Genomic DNA, 16660 nt, shown 5'->3' with positions numbered 1-16660 from the left:
GAAAGGACGAGACGACGCCATGCCGAAGACCGAGACCGCGACGATCCGCCCGGACCGCGTCGGCCATCCCTCGCTGCTGCCCTCGCTCTCCGGACTGCTGCGGGAGTGGCTGCCGCGCCAGCGCTGGTTCGCCGGGAAGGGCCGTCCCGTCACGGATCTGGCCCTGCTGTCGGTGACCGAACTCCACCCGGACTGTCTGCATGTGCTGATACGCGCCGACCACGCCGAACTGCCCGCGATACGCGGGCCCGGCCCGGCGCCGGTCCATGACTGCTATCAACTCCTCCTCGGCATCGGGGAGCCACCGTCCCCCCGGCTCTTTCCGGCCGCCGTCCTGGGACGCGTCACCGAGGGACCTCTGACGGGGCTTTCGGTGTACGACGCGCTCCAGGAACCCCACTGGGCGGCCCTGCTCCTGGAGCGGCTGCGCACTCCGGGGACCACGGGGGCCCTCCGCTTCGAACGCGACCGGCGGGTGAAGCTCCCCGCGGGACTGCCCCCGCGCCTCCTGGAGGCCGAGCAGTCCAACTCCTCGCTGGTGTACGGGGACAGCTACATCCTGAAGCTCTTCCGCCGGGTACGGCCCGGCATCAACCCCGATCTGGAAGTGCCCTGGGCCCTGGCCCGGCAGGGATGCACCCGGGTACCCGCCCCGGTCGCCTGGTTCCGTACATCGAGCCCCTGGCACGCGACCCTCGGGGTGCTCCAGCCGTTTCTGCGGGGCGGGGTCGACGGTTGGACGCAGGCGCTCGAAGCCCTGGAGGCCGGGCGGGACTTCACCGCGGAGGCCCATGAGATGGGGCGCGCCACGGCCGAGGTGCATCTGGCGCTCGCCGCCGCGTTCCCCGTCGAGTCACGGGGCGCCGCCGAGAGCGAGCGGCTCGCCTCCGGAATGGTCGGGCGGCTGCGGGACGCCCTCCACGCCGTACCGGAACTGCTGCCGTACGCGCCCGAACTGCGGTCCGCCGTCACCGAACTGGCGGCCCTGGACACGCCCCGCCCCGCCCAGCGCATCCATGGCGATCTGCATCTGGGGCAGGTGCTGAGGGCCGAACGGCAGTGGCATGTCATCGACTTCGAGGGCGAGCCGGCCCGCCCGCTCCCGGAGCGCCGCCGCATCCAGTGCCCGGTCAGGGATGTCGCGGGCATGCTCCGCTCCTTCGACTACGCCGCCCATGCCCGCAGCCCCTGGCGCCCGGACTGGGCGCTGCGCTGCCGCGAGGCGTACTGCGCGGGGTACGCGGCCGGGGCGGGCTGGGACCCCCGGGAACACCCCGGGCTGCTGCGCGCGTACGAGACGGACCGCGCGGTCTATGAGGTCCTGTACGAGGCCAGGCACCGCCCCGACTGGCTGCCGGTGCCGATGGCGGCGATCGCACGCCTCGCCGAACGCCCCGGCTCGAGGAGGCCCATCCCGTGACCGTCCACACCACGAACCAACCGCCCCTGTCCTCCTCTTCCTTGGCCACCCCGAGTCCCGCCCCCGCGGAGCCCGGCGACCGGGAACGGCTGCTGGCGGGCACCCATCACGACCCTCATACGGTGCTCGGCGCCCACCCGGTGCCCGACGGGGTGGCCTTCCGTGTGCTGCGCCCGGGCGCGCTGTCGGTCACCCTTGTGATGGGCGAGGCATGGGCGGAGCTGTACGACGACGGTGACGGCTTCTTCTCGGGGCTGCTGCCGCTGCGCGAGGTCCCCGAGTACCGGCTTCTGGTGGCGTACGAGGGCGTGGTGCTGGAGACCGACGACCCGTACCGCTTTCTGCCCGCGCTCGGCGCCTTCGATCTGCATCTGATCGGCGAGGGGCGGCACGAGGAGCTGTGGAGGGCGCTCGGCGCGCGGGCGATGACCCATGCGGGCGTCCGGGGGACCCGCTTCACCGTCTGGGCGCCCAACGCGCGGGGCGTCAGGGTTTGTGGGGACTTCTGTCACTGGGACGGTCGTGCGTATCCGATGCGTTCGCTGGGTTCCAGTGGGGTGTGGGAGTTGTTCGTGCCCGGGGTGGGGCCCGGCACGCTCTACAAGTTCGAGATCACCCGCCCCGACGGCACCACCACTCTGCGGGCGGATCCGATGGCGCGCCGTACCGAGGTTCCGCCGGCGACCGCGTCGATCGTCACGGAGTCGGCCTACGCCTGGCGCGATACGGAATGGATGGGCGGGCGTGGTGATGTTGCGGTGTGTCGGGCGCCGTTGTCGGTGTACGAGGTGCATCTGCCGTCCTGGCGGCCGGGGCTGACCTACCGGCAGCTGGCGGAGCAGCTGCCCGGGTATGTGAGGGATCTGGGGTTCACCCATGTGGAGCTGATGCCGCTGGCGGAGCATCCCTTCGGCGGGTCGTGGGGCTATCAGGTCACCGGGTTCTATGCGCCGACCGCGCGGCTGGGCACTCCCGACGACTTCCGGTTCCTGGTCGACGCGCTGCACCGGGCGGGGATCGGGGTGCTGCTGGACTGGGTGCCGGCCCACTTCCCCCGCGACGACTGGGCACTGGCCCAGTTCGACGGGCGCCCCCTGTACGAGCACCAGGACCCCCACCGCGCCGCCCACCCCGACTGGGGCACCCTGGAATTCGATCTGGGCCGCCGCGAGGTCCGCAACTTCCTGATCGCCAACGCCCTGTACTGGTGCGAGGAGTTCCACCTCGACGGCCTGCGCGTCGACGCCGTCGCCTCCATGCTCTACCTCGACTACTCACGCACCCCGGGCCGGTGGACCCCCAACATTCACGGCGGCAACGAGAACCTCGACGCCGTCGCCTTCCTCCAGGACCTGAACGCCACCCTCCACCGCCGCCACCCCGACGTCATCACCCTCGCCGAGGAATCCACCGCCTGGAACGGCGTCACCCGCCCCACCCACCACGGCGGCCTCGGCTTCGACCTCAAATGGAACATGGGCTGGATGCACGACTCCCTCACCTACCTGGCCCACAACCCCGTGCACCGCCGCCACCACCATCACCGGATGACCTTCTCCCTGACCTACGCCCACACCGAGCACTACATCCTGCCGCTCTCCCACGACGAAGTCGTCCACGGCAAACGGTCCCTGGTCTCCAAGATGCCCGGCGACTGGTGGCAGCAACGCGCCGACCACCGCGCCTACCTCGCCTACATGTGGGCCCACCCCGGCAAACAACTCCTCTTCATGGGACAGGAGTTCGCCCAGGCAACCGAATGGTCCCACACCCACGGCCCCGACTGGTGGCTCCTCGACCCCGCCCACCCGGCCGAACCCGACCACCGCGGCATCCGCGACCTCGTCCGCGACCTCAACACCCACTACCGCCACACCCCCGCCCTGTGGCAGAACGACACCGACCCCACCGGCTTCCACTGGATCACCGCCGACGCCGCCGACGACAACGTCCTCGCCTTCCTCCGCCACGACACCCACGGCACACCCCTGCTCGCCGTCTCCCACTTCTCCCCCGCCGTCCGCCACGACTACCGCCTCGGCGTCCCCCACGACATCCACACCTGGCACGAAACCCTCAACACCGACCACACCCGATACGGCGGCAGCAACATCCACAACCCCGAACCCCTCACACCCGAACCCACCCCCTGCCACGGCCACACCACAAGCATCCGCCTGACCCTGCCACCCCTCGCCACCCTCTGGCTGCGGCCCGCGTAAGGGCGAGACGGCGAACACCCTGCGGAGCGGGACGTCACCGGGTGAATCGGGTGCCGGTGATGTCACCGGTGGGACTCGGGCGACCGCCCACGGTCACCGTGTCCCTCGGTGTCCCGGAATCCTCCGGTGACAGCAGGAAGAAGCTGTTTGGCGGGACGCGATGCGGGAATGGGGGCTACTAGTGCTTCGGACAGGAGGCACGTCCGTGGGAGCTGGCCACCAGCGATCCCGGGTGTGTCCCTGCTGTGTGTGCGCCCTCCCACGGTGACTCTCCAGTCAGCCCCTCGAGGGAGTTGAAAGCACATGCGCATCACGGTCAAGGCGAAGCAGCATCCGCACGACGACGCCCCCGACACCGGGGAGGCGTTCGAGCGGCTTTGCGGTCTGTCCGACTGTCCCGAGCGCCAGGCGCTGCGTGACGAGATCGTCCGGTCCTGGCTCCCGATGGCCGAGCGGATCGCCCGCCGCTACCGCGGGCGGGGCGAGTCCGTCGAGGACCTGTGTCAGGTCGCGGCACTGGGCCTGGTCAAGGCGGTGGACCGCTATGAGCCGGAGCGCGGATACGCCTTCGAAAGCTATGCGATCCCCACCATCACCGGTGAGATCAAGCGGCATTTCCGGGACCATATGTGGGTCCTGCACGTCCCCCGCCGGGTCCAGGACCTGCGCAACCGGGTGCGGGTGGCCGCCAAGGAGATCTCCCAGGAGACCCCGGGGCACGGGCCGACCGTCGCGGACATCGCGGAGCACGCGCACCTCAGCGAGGAGGACGTCCGGGTGGGTCTGGAGGCCATGGACAGCTTCACCGCCCTGTCCCTGGACGCGGAGGTGGCCGGCAGTGAGGACGGATACGCGCTGGGCGACGCCCTGGGCGAGTCCGACTCGGGATACGACCTGATCGTCGACCGGGAGGCCGTCAAGCCGTGCCTGCGGTCCCTGCCCGAGCGTGAGCGCGCCATCCTCTATCTGCGCTATTTCCGGGGTATGACCCAGAGCCGCATCGCCCATCAGCTCGGCATCTCCCAGATGCATGTCTCACGGCTGCTGAGCGGCTGCTGCGCACGGGTGCGCGAGGAGGCACTCGCGACCTCGGCCGCCGAGAGCACGGACCGCGGCTGAGGACACGGACCGCGCCGCCGTACGCTACGAGTCCGTCCTGCGGCCCCCGGGGGCCGGGATGCATCCGGCCGCCCGACCCGCTCGTCGACCGGGCGGCCGTCTGCGGCGGGCTCACTGCCGAACCCTCCCGGGAACGGTTGGGCCAGTGCGCCGACACCTTCCGGACTATCCGCGAGAGGGTATTTGAAACACGCCGCACGGTGCGGCAACGCGGCGAGAACACGCGCCGATTGGCGGGGACCCCGTACCAGGCCCTGGACGTCAGGGGGACGGTGGATCCTCGGGGAGCCGGGTGGGACCGTGCCGGTCGAGCGTGTCCTCCAGAAGCACACGGAGATGACCCGGCAGCTCCCCGTCGCGCCCCCAGATGATGATCATCTCTGCGACATTGCGCAGTTTGATGTTCGCGTGCTGGGAGACCTCCCGGAGCATCTCCCATCCCTCGTCGGGGGAGACATGTGCGAGGGCGACCAGCATGCCGATCGCCTGGTCCACCACCGCGTGCGAGGTCACCGCCTCCTTGAGCTGGCCGACCTCCTCCTCCAGCTCGAAGATCCGCGCCGCTTCTGGAACGACGGCGTCCGGCTCCTCGTTTCCCGGACAGGCTTTCGAGGTCATCGTCCCTCCGGGGCGGCGTGGCGTTCGGCGGTGTCGGTTTCCTTCCCATCGTCGCCATTCGGCCAGATGTGTGCGAGCCGGGAATGCGGTGGCCAGGGGCCCGGGGGAGCACCGCGAGGCCGGACGACGACGCGCCCGGAGACCCGGCAGGACGCCCGGACGGGTGAGCAGAACGCGCGTGCCCGCTCGCCCTCCCGGTGCAATGGACGCGTGACCGCGCCCCCGGACGACTGCCTCGCCCGCAACGAATGGATCTGCGGCGAGTATCTGCGCACCCGCCGGCATCTCCTTCTCGACGCGGTGCTCCAGCATCTGCAGCTGACCGCCGTCTCCGTGCTGATCGGCCTGGCCGTCGCCCTGCCGCTGGCCTTGCTGGCGCGCCGCTGGGGCCTGGCCGCGGGGCCCGTGCTGGCCGTCACCACGATCCTCTACACGATCCCGTCCCTGGCCATGTTCTCGCTGCTGCTTCCCCTGTACGGGCTGTCGGGGGCGCTGGTCGTCGCCGGTCTGGTGCTCTACTCGCTCACCCTGCTGGTGCGGAACATCCTCGCCGGGCTGCGCGGGGTCCCCGAGGAGACCCGGCAGGCCGCCCGTGGCATGGGCTACGGCCCGGTCCGGCTGCTGCTCACCGTCGAGCTGCCGCTCGCCCTGCCCGCCGCCATGGCCGGGCTGCGGATCGCCACCGTCTCGGCGGTCTCCCTGGTCACGGTCGGGGCGATCGTCGGCTTCGGCGGGCTGGGGAACCTGATCTACGCGGGCATGAACACCTGGTTCAAGGCCCAGGTGCTGACCGCGTCCGTGCTGTGTGTGCTGATCGCGGTGGCGGCCGATCTGCTGCTGCTCGGGGTGCAGCGGCTGCTCACCCCCTGGGCCGGGGCGAGACAGGGATGACGGTCCTCGGCGCCGCCTGGCACTGGCTCGCCGACCCCGCCCACTGGCAGGGCACCGACGGCATCGGGTACCGGCTGCTGCAGCATCTCGTCCTGACCGTCGTCTGCCTGGTCGTCAGCTGTGTGATCGCACTGCCGGTCGCCCTGGTCCTCGGCCATCTGGGCAGGGGCGGCGCGCTGGCCGTCAACATCTCCAACGTCGGCCGCGCCGTCCCCACCTTCGCGGTGCTGGTGCTTCTGCTGCTCACCCCGATCGGCACCTGGGGGGAGGGGCCGACCGTCGTCGCCCTCGTGCTGTTCGCGGTGCCTCCGCTGCTCACCAACGCGTATGTCGGCATGCGCGAGGTCGACCGCAGTGTGGTCCGGGCGGCACGGGGGATGGGGATGACGGGCCGCCAGATGCTGTTCCGGGTGGAGCTGCCGCTGGCGCTCCCCCTGGTTCTCAACGGGGTGCGGATCGCCGCCGTACAGCTCGTCGCGACCGCCACGCTCGCCGCACTGGCGGGCGGGGGCGGACTCGGCAGGATCATCACCGCGGGCTTCAATCTGGCCAGCACCCCTCAGGTCGTCGCCGGGGCCGTGCTGGTGGCCGGGTTCGCCCTGCTCGTCGAGGGGGTCTTCGAGGCCGTCGAACGGCTGGCGCCGAGCCGGACCGGGAGCTCACGATGAGGCGGTGCGCGGCGATCGTCGGTCTGTTCCTGGTCGCCGGCTGTATGTCGGGCCCCTCCCTGGAGACCCGGGGCCGGGTCACCGCGCCGCCCGGCGACAGCAGCCGTCTGACCGTCGGCTCGGCCGGCTTCACCGAGAGCGATGTACTCGCCCACCTCTATGCGCTGCTGCTGGACAAGGCCGGCTATACGACGTCCGTCCTCACCGTCGCCAACCGCGAACTCTACGAGCCGGCCCTGGAGTCGGGGCAGATCGACGTCGTCCCGGAGTACGCGGCCACCTTCGCGGACTGGCTCAACTCCAGGGCTCACGGTGCCGAGGCGGCGCCCGTCGGCTCACCGGACCTCGCCGTCACCATGACGGCCTTGCGGAGACTGGCCGCGCCCCGCGGGCTGACCGTGCTCGAACCGGGCCGCGCGGTCGCCCGGAACGCCTTCGCGGTGACCCGCGCCTACGCCCGCCGTCATGGCCTCAGGACGCTGAGCGACCTGGGAAGGTCGGGACTGAAGGTGCGGCTCGCGGCCGGTGACGAGTGCGTCCGACGGCCGTACTGCGCACCGGGTCTGAAGAAGACCTACGGCATCGACATCACCGGCGTCGACCCGAAGGGCGTCGGCACCGTCCAGGCCAAGCGGGCCGTCCGGGACGGGCGGGACCAGATGGTGCTGACCACGACCACGGACGCCACCCTCGACGAGTTCGGCCTGGTCCTGCTCGCCGACGACAGACATCTCCAGAACGCCGACTACGTCGTCCCGGTCGTCAACCGCTCCCGGGCCGGCGGCGCACGTGTCGCGCGGGCGCTCGGCGCCCTCGGCCCCGTCCTCACCACCGAGGACCTGACCTCGCTGAACCGCCAGGTGGACGGCTGGCGCCGCCTTCCCGAGGACGTGGCCCGCAGCTATCTCGAGGACCGGGGACTGCTGAAGTGACGCGGCAATCGGCCGGCTCAGCGGCGGAAGCCCAGGTGCACATGGTCGTGGTGGGTGTTGTCGCTGAAGAACTGGTCGGGCGTCGCACCGCCGGACAGCCGGACGGGTCCGCCGACGTTGTAGGACCCTGCGGCCGCCGCGTCCCGCATGAGGCGTTCGATCAGGGCCCGGGGCGTCGAGGGGTCGACCACGGCCCGGCCGTCGATCCGCCAGACGTCGAACGCCCGGCCCCGCGGATGGTCGCTGGGCCGGTCCGTGCCGAACACATGCAGCGGGTGCCCCGAGCGGACCACGCTCACCTCCAGCCGGTACGTCCGCGCCAGCCGCAGCATCGCGTCGGCCACGCTGTCGTGGACCAGGCCACTGCGCAGATCGGCCTCCGCCGCGGGCGGCAGGGCGATCCGGGTGCCGTCGGCGAGCGCCTTGCGCACGGGCGCCGAGAGCGACACCACCGCGGCGCCGGGACGGGCCGGGCGCAGGTCGGTGACGTTCCATCCGGCCCCGGTCCGCGCCAGCCGTACATCGACCGTCGTACCGTCGGCCGTCACCCGGTCGCCGTGCCGGGTCCACTGCCGGCCCACCACCAGCACGCTCGCCGCGTCACTGAGGATCCCGCCGTACTGGGCGTACACCACCTGGAACACGGCCGCGTCGGCGGACGGCAGCAGCGGCCCCGCCCGGTCCACCAGACCCGCGGGCAGCCGAAGGGCCGTCACCCGGGCCTTCGCCGCGGCCCTGCCGCTCTTCCCGCTCGGCCAGGTGCCGAGGGCCTCGACCAGCCGGGCGGCCCGCAGCTTGACCTCGGGGTGGATCTCCCCGGACAGGGGCCGCCAGGGCGTGGCACGGGGGAGGGAACCACGGGTGGCCGGGGCCGTGGTCGGCGTGACGGGCGCCGTCCCCCGCCCGGGCGCCCCGCCGGTGCAGCCGGCCGCGGCCAGCAGCGCACCGGCCCCGCCCAGCAGCACGACACGCCGCTCGACCGGCCGACTCCCGGAACCGGACGCACCGACCATGCCGTCCAGTGTCCGCCGACCGACAAGACCCCGCACCCTCGGCCGGCCTGAAGAACGGCGGCCGGTGCGGGGGTGTGCACGACGTGCGCGTACCGGTCACGCGTCCGCCACCGAGTCGAAGGGCACCAGGCTCCGAGGGACGCCCCGTGCGTCCGCGTCCACCGAGCGGCGCAGCGCCTCATGGAGCTTGGCGGGGGTGAGGACGCCCAGGAAGCGGGCCCCGTCCAGGACCGCCACCCAGCCCGCGTCGTGCTGGAGCATCACCCCGAAGGCCTGCTTGAGCGGGGCGCCCACCGGGACCCAGGAGTTCATCCGGTGGACGTGGTCGCCGACCGGTCCGCCCGCGTCGAGTTCGCCGACGCCGGTCCAGCCGTGCAGATCGCCCCCGGCGTCGAGGACCACGGCCCAGCGTGCCCCCTGAGCGTGCAGCCGGGCCACCACGCGCGCGGCGGGTTCGTCCAGCCGGGCGACGGGCGGCTGTTCGAGGTCGCTCGGCTCGATCCGGGTCACCGAGAGCCGCTTCAGCCCGCGGTCCGCGCCCACGAACTCGGCGACATACGGCGTGGCGGGCCTGCCCAGCACCGCCCCGGGCGTGTCGAACTGTTCGATGTGCCCCTGGCCGTAGACCGCGATCCGGTCGCCGAGGCGTACCGCCTCCTCGATGTCATGGGTGACGAGGAGCACCGTCTTGCGCACCGACTCCCGCATCCGCAGGAACTCCTCCTGCAACTGTTCCCGCACCACCGGGTCGACGGCCCCGAACGGCTCGTCCATCAGCAGCACCGGCGGATCCGCGGCCAGCGCCCGTGCCACCCCGACGCGTTGCCGCTGGCCGCCCGACAACTGGTCGGGGTAGCGCGGCCCGTAGGTCTTCGGGTCCAGGCCCACCAGGGCGAGCAGCTCGGCGGCCCGCGCCCGTGCCCTCGCCTTCTTCCAGCCGGTCAGGTACGGCACGGTCGCGGTGTTGTCCAGGACGGTCCGGTGCGGGAACAGGCCCACCTGCTGGATCACATAGCCGATCCGGCGCCGCAGCCGTACCGGGTCGACGCCGGCGATGTCCCGGCCGCCCACCAGGATCCGCCCCGAGGTGGGGTCGATCAGCCGGTTGACCATCATGACGGTGGTGGTCTTGCCGCAGCCGGACGGTCCGACGAGGGCGACGAGTTCGCCCTCCGCGACCTCGAAGGAGAGGTTCTCCACGGCCGTGGTGCCGTCCGGATACCGCTTGCCGACCTCCTCGAACCGGATCATCACCCCACGCTAACGGCGTCCGTCACTCCTCGCTCACCAGCACCACCTCCAGGGTGCGGGGACCGTGCACCCCCTCGACCCGGTCCAGTTCGATGTCGCTGGTCGCGGACGGTCCGGAGATCCAGGTCAGGGGGCGTGCCGGGACGAGCCGGGAGAGGGCCTCGGGCACCGAGGACACCACCTGCCCGGGGACCCGCACCACGCAGATGTGATGGTCGGGGACGAGCGTGACACGGCGGCGGCCCTGGTCCGGCGAGCCGTCCAGCACCAGGGTGCCGGTCTCGGCGATCGCGACCGCACAGCCGGTGACCACGCTGTCGACCTCGTCCAGGTCGTAGGGGGTGCTCTCGGCCCGGTCCTGGACACGGGCGGGGCCGGAGGCCGGCATCCACTGCGGCGGGAGTCCCGGGGGCACCAGTACGTTCCGGGACCCGTGCGCGCCGAGCAGCCGGCCGATGGTGCCGGGCAGCTCCCGGACGTCCGTACGGTGCACGATCGCCCGGTAGTCCGCCAGGTTCCGGGCGAGCAGATCCACCGTCTCCCCGGCGGAGAGCCGGCCGTGCCGCAGCAGATAGTCCCGGCCCACGGCCTGCTCGTACGGGGTGTCGTCCCGTACGTCCGCGAGCGCGCGCCGCACCCGGCCCAGGATCAGGTCCCTGCTGCTCATCCCGCGTTCCCTTCGGTTCCGGCCGGGCGGTGGTCTTCGCCATGGGTGCGCTGCCACCAGTCGCGGAAGGGTTCCGTGGGCAGCGCGGGCAGATCCCGGCTCGCGGTCCACGCCCGGCCGGGCCCGGGGAGCGTCCGGGGACGGTAGCGGCGCGCCCGGGACGCCAGCCGCTGGCCGGTGCGCAGCGCGCCCGGGTGGCCGAGGACCCAGCGGGCCGCCCGCATCGCCGCACGCTCGGCGGCATGCCCCTTCGCCGGCTTCAGGATCACCTTGGCGCCGTCCCGTGTCACGGGTCCGCCCTGCACCACCCGCTCCCGCAGATGCACCAGCACCTCGGGAATGTCGATGGCCACCGGACACACCTCGTAGCAGGCCCCGCACAGCGAGGAGGCGTACGGCAGCGAGGCGTCGATCGGGCTCTGGACGCCGCGGAGCTGAGGGGTGAGGACGGCGCCGATCGGGCCGGGGTAGACCGAGCCGTAGGCGTGCCCGCCGGCCCGCTCGTAGACGGGGCAGACGTTCAGACAGGCAGAGCAGCGGATGCAGCGCAGGGCCTGGCGGCCCACCGGGTCGGCGAGGGTGTCGGTGCGGCCGTTGTCCAGCAGGACCAGATGGAAGGTGTCCGGGCCGTCCCCGTCGGTGGTGCCCGTCCACATGCTGGTGTACGGGTTCATGCGCTCGGCGGTCGAGGAGCGTGGGAGGGTCTGCAGGAACACCTCCAGGTCCTGCCAGGTCGGCACGATCTTCTCGATGCCGACGACCGAGATCAGGGTCTCGGGCAAGGTCAGACACATCCGCCCGTTGCCCTCCGACTCGACCACCACCAGGGTGCCGGTCTCGGCGACCATGAAGTTGGCGCCGGAGATCCCGACCTTGGCGCGCAGGAACTTCTCCCGCAGATGGAGCCGGGATGCCTCGGCGAGTTCGGCGGGCTCGTCGGTCAGGCCTTCGGGCGCCGGGCGGCCCCACGCACCCATCTCGGAGCGGAAGATGTCCCGGATCTCCCCGCGGTTGCGATGGATCGCGGGCACCAGGATGTGGGAGGGCCGGTCCTTGCCCAACTGCACGATCAGCTCGGCGAGATCGGTCTCATAGGCGCGGATGCCCGCGGCCTCCAGGGCCTCGTTGAGGCCGATCTCCTGGGTGGCCATCGACTTGACCTTGACGACCTCGGACTCCCCGGTCGCCTTGACCAGACCGGTCACGATCCGGTTGGCCTCCTCGGCGTCGGCGGCCCAGTGGACGACCCCGCCCGCCGCCGTGACCGCGTCCTCCAACTGCACCAGACAGCGCTCCAGATGACGCAGCGCATGGTCCTTGATCTGCCGCCCCGCCTCCCGCAGCGCCGCCCAGTCGGACAGCTCCGCGACCGCCCCGGCGCGCTTGGCGCGGATGGTGTGGGTGGCGTGCCGCAGATTCCCGCGCAGGGTCCGGTCGCCGACCGCCCGGTGCGCGGCCTCCGGGAACGCGGGCATCCCCACGAACGTCCCGCTCATGCGATGCGTCCCTTCACCACGACGACGTCACTCATACCACCAGCGGCTCCTTCTCCGTGCTCGCCAGGATCTCCGCGATGTGGACGGGCCGCATCCCGACGCCCAGCCGGCTCATGGTCCCGCCGATGTGCATCAGACAGGAGTTGTCGGCCGCGCACAGCACCTCGGCGCCCGTCGACTCGGCGTTGCGCACCTTGTCGGTGCCCATCGCCGCCGAGACATCGGGGTTCTTCACGGCGAAGGTGCCACCGAAGCCGCAGCACTCCTCGGCACCCGGCAGCTCCACCAACTCCAGCCCCCCGACCGCCCGCAGCAGCCGGGTGGGCCGGTCGCCGAGGCCCAGCACCCGCAGCCCGTGGCAGGTCGGGTGATAGGTCACCCGATGCGGGTAGTACGCGCCCACGTCCGTCACCCCCAGCACATCCACCAGGAACTCGGTGAGCTCGTACGTCTTCGGGACCACCGGCGCCACGGTGGTCGCGAGAATGTCCCCGCGGCCCTCCGTCCGTGCCCGCTCACCCAGCCGGGGGTACAGGTCCCGCACCATCGCCCCGCACGACCCGGACGGCGTCACGACGGCCTCGTACTCCCGGAACACCTCGGAGAACCTTCTGGCGAGCGGCTCGGCCTGATGCCGGTACCCGGTGTTGTAGTGGGCCTGGCCGCAACAGGTCTGCGCCATCGGGAAGTCGACGTCGACGCCCAGCCTGGTCAGCAGCTTCACCACGGCGCGCCCGGTGTCCGGAAAGAGCGTGTCGTTGACGCAGGTCAGAAAAAGAGCGACACGCATGGTGGCTCCTTGTGGTCGATCATCGGACGAGTGCAGGGTAATCGGCGGGGAGGGCCCCGGGCAGACCTCGGCTCACGGCGTGGCGAGCCGGGCCTCCGCCTCCCGCCAGCGCGCCGGGTCCCCCCGCGGCTCATAGCGGGTCAAGGGCTGGGTACGGGCGAGCAGGGCCCGCATCTCGGCGCGGTCGCCGACCAGCCCCTGGGCCCGGGCCTGGACGAGTACGTTTCCCAGGGCCGCCGCCTCCGCGGGGCCCGCCACCACCGGCAGACCGCAGGCGTCGGCGGTCAGCCGGCACAGCAGGGCGTTGCGGGCGCCCCCTCCCACGATGTGCACCACGTCGACCGGCTGACCGGACAGCCGCCCGGCGTCGCGGACGGCCCGGTGGTGGGCGAGCGCCAGGGAGTCGAGGATGCAGCGGGTGAACTCGGCGGGGGAGGAGGGCACCGGCTGCCCCGAGGAACGGCAGGCCGCGGCGATCCGCGCCGGCATCCGGCCGGGGGCCAGGAACGCCGTGTCACCCGCGTCCACCACCGAGCGCAGCCCCGGCACCTCGGCCGCCGCGGCCAGCAGCGCCGGAAGATCCGGGTCGCCCCATTCCCGCAGGCACTCCTGGAGCAGCCACAGCCCCATGATGTTGCGCAGAAAGCGGACCGTGCCGTCCAGGCCCAGCTCATGGGTGAAGTTGGCGGCGCGGCTCGCCCCGGTCAGCACCGGAGCCGTCAGCTCCAGGCCGACCAGGGACCAGGTGCCGGTGCAGACATACGCGAACCGCTCACCCGCGGCGGGCACGGCGGCCACCGCGGACGCCGTGTCGTGCGAGGCGACCGTCGTCACCGGGACGGGCCCGGACAGCCCGGCCTCCTCCAGCACCTGCGGCCTCAGCAGCCCCGCCGGGTCACCGGGGCGCCGCAGCGGGGCGAACAGGCCCAGGTCGATGCCCAGCCGGCCGGCGACGCCGTACGACCAGTCGCGGGTGCGGGGGTCGATGAGCTGGGTGGTCGAGGCATTGGTCAGTTCGGTTCCCGCCTCCCCCGTGAGCCAGTAGGCGATCAGGTCCGGGATGAGCAACAGCCGCCGCGCCTGGGCCAGTTGGGGAGAACCCCGGGCCGCCGTCAGCTGGTACAGGGTGTTGAACGGGGCGTACTGCAGCCCCGTGGCTCCATACAGCTCCTCGGCCGGGACGGTCGACCACACCCGCTCCGCGATCCCCTCGGTGCGGGTGTCCCGGTAGTGGACCGGGTTGCCGAGCAGCGCCCCGTCCGCGTCCAGCAGGCCGTAGTCCACGGCCCAGCCGTCGATGCCCACCGAGGCGACCTCGCCGGCCGCGCGCAGCCCGTCCAGCACACCCCGGTACAGGGAGAGGACGTCCCAGCGCAGCCCCTCGGGGAGCCGCACCGGACGGTTCGGGAAGCGGTGCGCCTCGGTCAGCTCCAGGGTGCCGGGGCCCACCCGGCCGACCATCACCCGCCCGCCGGACGCACCCAGGTCGACCGCGGCATACGCCTGCACGGCCGGGCTCATCGCAGGAAGGCGGCGGCGACACCGGCGTCGACCGGGAGGTGCACACCGGTGGTGTGCGTCAGCTCCCCGCCGGTGAGCGCGAAGACCGCGTTGGCGACATGCTCGGGGAGCACCTCGCGCTTGAGCAGGGTGCGCCGGGCGTAGAACTCGCCGAGCCTCTCCTCCTCGATCCCGTAGGCCGCCGCGCGCTTCGCCCCCCAGCCGCCCGCGAAGATGCCCGAACCGCGCACCACACCGTCCGGGTTGACGCCGTTGACGCGGATGCCGTGCTCGCCCAGCTCCGCGGCGAGCAGCCGCACCTGATGGGCCTGGTCGGCCTTGGTGGCGGAGTAGGCGATATTGCCGGTCCCGGCGAAGACGGAGTTCTTGGAGACCACATAGACGATGTCGCCGCCCATGCGCTGAGCGGTCATCACCCGGGCCGCCTCGCGCGAGACCAGGAAGGAGCCGCGGGCCATGACGGCGTGCTGGAGGTCCCAGTCCTCGGCCGAGGTCTCCAGCAGCGGCCCGGCGAGGGAGAGGCCCGCGTTGTTGACCACCAGATCGACCCCGCCGAAGGCCAGCACCGCCGCCCTGAACGCGGCGGCGATCTGCTCCTCGGAGGTGACGTCCACGGTGACGGCGACCGCCTTGTCCGGACCGCCCAGCTCCGCGGCGACGGCCGCCGCGCCCGCCGCGTTCATGTCCGCGACCACCACACACGCGCCCTCGGCGGCCAGCCGGTGCGCCACGGCCCTCCCGATCCCGCTGCCCGCACCCGTCACCAGCGCCACCCGCGTGGCCAGCGGCCCGGGCCTCGGCATCCGCCGCAGCTTGGCCTCCTCCAACTCCCAGTACTCGATACGGAACTTCTCCGACTCCTCGATCGGCGCATAGCTGGACACGGACTCCGCCCCGCGCATCACCCGGATCGCGTTGACATAGAACTCGCCGGCCACCCGGGCGGTCTGCTCGTCCCTGCCGAAGGAGAACATCCCGACCCCGGGCACCAGCACGATCGCCGGGTCGGCGCCGCGCATCGCGGGGGAGTCCGGCCGCGCGTGCCGCGTGTAGTAGGCGGCGTACTCCTCCCGGTAGGCGGCGTGCAGTTCCTTCAGCCGGGCGAGCGCCCGGTCCAGGGGGACGGCCGGCGGCAGATCCAGGACCAGCGGTCTGACCTTGGTACGCAGAAAGTGGTCGGGGCAGGAGGTGCCGAGCGCGGCCAGCCGTGGGTGCTCGGCGCGGGCCAGGAAGTCCAGGACGGCCTCGGAGTCGGTGAAGTGGCCGACCTGTGCCCGGTCCTGGGAGGCGAGGGCCCGCACATACGGGGCGAGCGCGGCGGCCCGCTCCCTCCGCTCCGCCTCGGGCAGCGCCCCGTACCCCTCGATCACCGGCCCGAAGGGTTCCGGTTTCCCGTGCTCGGCCAGGAACTCCTCGGCGGTGCGGATGATGTGCAGCGAGTTGCGCTCGCACTCCTCGGCGGTGTCACCCCACGCGGTGATGCCATGACCGCCCAGGACACAGCCGACGGCCCCCGGGTTGGCCTCCTTGACGGCGGCGATGTCCAGACCGAGCTGGAAGCCGGGACGGCGCCAGGGCACCCACACCACCGTGTCGCCGAAGCACCGCGCGGTCAGCCGCTCCCCGTCGGCGGCACAGGCCAGCGCGATGCCCGAGTCGGGGTGGAGGTGGTCGACATGGGCCGCGTCCACCAGGGCGTGCATGGCGGTGTCGATGGAGGGGGCCGCACCGCCCCTGCCGTGCAGACAGTGGTCGAACGCGGCGACCATCTCGTCCTCGCGCTCGACGCCCGGATAGACCTCCTTCAGGGCCCGCAGCCGGTCCAGACGCAGCACCGCCAGCCCCGCCTCCGTGAGGGTGCCGAGGTCGCCGCCCGACCCCTTGACCCACAGCAGCTCGACGTCCCCGCCGGTGACGGGATCGGTGCCGGGGCCCTTCGCGGAGGCGTTGCCGCCCGCGTAGTTGGTGTTCCGGGGATCGGATCCGAGCCGACGGGAACGCGCCAGGAGAGCGGTGACCTCGGGGTCAGGTGCGAGGGGTGCCATGGCTGGG

General features: G+C 72.3%; 14 protein-coding genes. 6 read left to right on the top strand and 8 right to left on the bottom strand.

The genetic code is table 11. The annotated features are described in order from the left end of the window. Positions 1-19: 19 nt before the first annotated feature. The 3 genes from CP978_RS04555 to CP978_RS04545 all read left to right on the top strand — a co-directional run bounded on the left by CP978_RS04555 (position 20) and on the right by CP978_RS04545 (position 4761). Positions 20-1420, top strand: a complete 1401-nt coding sequence (locus CP978_RS04555; RefSeq protein WP_043437726.1) for a maltokinase N-terminal cap-like domain-containing protein — start codon at positions 20-22, stop codon at positions 1418-1420. Positions 1421-1446: 26 nt separating this feature from the next. Further along, positions 1447-3642, top strand: a complete 2196-nt coding sequence (gene glgB / locus CP978_RS04550) for a 1,4-alpha-glucan branching enzyme (RefSeq protein WP_242647158.1) — start codon at positions 1447-1449, stop codon at positions 3640-3642. 303 nt (positions 3643-3945) lie between these two features. Next, positions 3946-4761 carry a SigB/SigF/SigG family RNA polymerase sigma factor gene (locus tag CP978_RS04545; protein ID WP_043437719.1) on the top strand — a complete coding sequence of 272 codons (816 nt, stop codon included), beginning with the start codon at positions 3946-3948 and terminating at the stop codon, positions 4759-4761. Between the two features lie 261 nt (positions 4762-5022). Here CP978_RS04545 and CP978_RS04540 read toward each other — a convergent pair whose 3' ends face one another. Then, positions 5023-5379 carry an ANTAR domain-containing protein gene (locus tag CP978_RS04540; protein WP_052454017.1) on the bottom strand — a complete coding sequence of 119 codons (357 nt, stop codon included), beginning with the start codon at positions 5377-5379 and terminating at the stop codon, positions 5023-5025. A 210-nt stretch (positions 5380-5589) separates the two neighbouring features. Here CP978_RS04540 and CP978_RS04535 point away from each other — a divergent pair, with 210 nt between their 5' ends. From CP978_RS04535 to CP978_RS04525, 3 genes are read left to right on the top strand one after another with little or no spacing between them, the layout of a single operon-like run. Next, positions 5590-6270 carry an ABC transporter permease gene (locus tag CP978_RS04535; protein ID WP_043437717.1) on the top strand — a complete coding sequence of 227 codons (681 nt, stop codon included), beginning with the start codon at positions 5590-5592 and terminating at the stop codon, positions 6268-6270. Further along, the gene (locus CP978_RS04530) at positions 6267-6938 is read left to right on the top strand and encodes an ABC transporter permease (protein ID WP_043437716.1); all 672 of its coding nucleotides are present in this window, start codon (positions 6267-6269) and stop codon (positions 6936-6938) included. Before CP978_RS04535 ends, CP978_RS04530 begins: the two co-directional genes overlap by 4 nt. Further along, positions 6935-7870, top strand: coding sequence for an ABC transporter substrate-binding protein (locus CP978_RS04525; RefSeq protein ID WP_043437713.1), 936 nt, complete (start codon positions 6935-6937; stop codon positions 7868-7870). Before CP978_RS04530 ends, CP978_RS04525 begins: the two co-directional genes overlap by 4 nt. 17 nt (positions 7871-7887) lie before the next feature. Here CP978_RS04525 and CP978_RS04520 read toward each other — a convergent pair whose 3' ends face one another. From CP978_RS04520 to CP978_RS04490, 7 genes are all read right to left on the bottom strand, one after another. After that, positions 7888-8883, bottom strand: a complete 996-nt coding sequence (locus CP978_RS04520; protein ID WP_043437710.1) for a hypothetical protein — start codon at positions 8881-8883, stop codon at positions 7888-7890. A 96-nt stretch (positions 8884-8979) separates the two neighbouring features. Next, entirely contained in the window at positions 8980-10134 is a 1155-nt protein-coding gene (locus tag CP978_RS04515; RefSeq protein ID WP_043437708.1) for an ABC transporter ATP-binding protein, read from the bottom strand. A gap of 22 nt (positions 10135-10156) precedes the next feature. After that, entirely contained in the window at positions 10157-10801 is a 645-nt protein-coding gene (locus tag CP978_RS04510; RefSeq protein ID WP_043437707.1) for a LutC/YkgG family protein, read from the bottom strand. Continuing rightward, complete coding sequence (locus tag CP978_RS04505; protein ID WP_043437706.1) at positions 10798-12297, bottom strand: lactate utilization protein B; 1500 nt, start codon at positions 12295-12297, stop codon at positions 10798-10800. Before CP978_RS04505 ends, CP978_RS04510 begins: the two co-directional genes overlap by 4 nt. Positions 12298-12328: 31 nt before the next feature. Then, complete coding sequence (locus CP978_RS04500; protein WP_043437704.1) at positions 12329-13087, bottom strand: (Fe-S)-binding protein; 759 nt, start codon at positions 13085-13087, stop codon at positions 12329-12331. Between the two features lie 72 nt (positions 13088-13159). Continuing rightward, positions 13160-14608, bottom strand: a complete 1449-nt coding sequence (locus CP978_RS04495) for a rhamnulokinase (protein WP_184750516.1) — start codon at positions 14606-14608, stop codon at positions 13160-13162. Next, positions 14605-16653: a bifunctional rhamnulose-1-phosphate aldolase/short-chain dehydrogenase gene (locus CP978_RS04490; protein ID WP_043437702.1), complete on the bottom strand. Its 2049-nt coding sequence runs from the start codon at positions 16651-16653 to the stop codon at positions 14605-14607. Before CP978_RS04490 ends, CP978_RS04495 begins: the two co-directional genes overlap by 4 nt. Positions 16654-16660 lie beyond the last annotated feature (7 nt).

Source organism: Streptomyces nodosus (genome assembly GCF_008704995.1).
Classification (GTDB): Bacteria; Actinomycetota; Actinomycetes; order Streptomycetales; family Streptomycetaceae; genus Streptomyces; species Streptomyces nodosus.
This window is presented reverse-complemented; position numbering and strand designations above follow the sequence as displayed.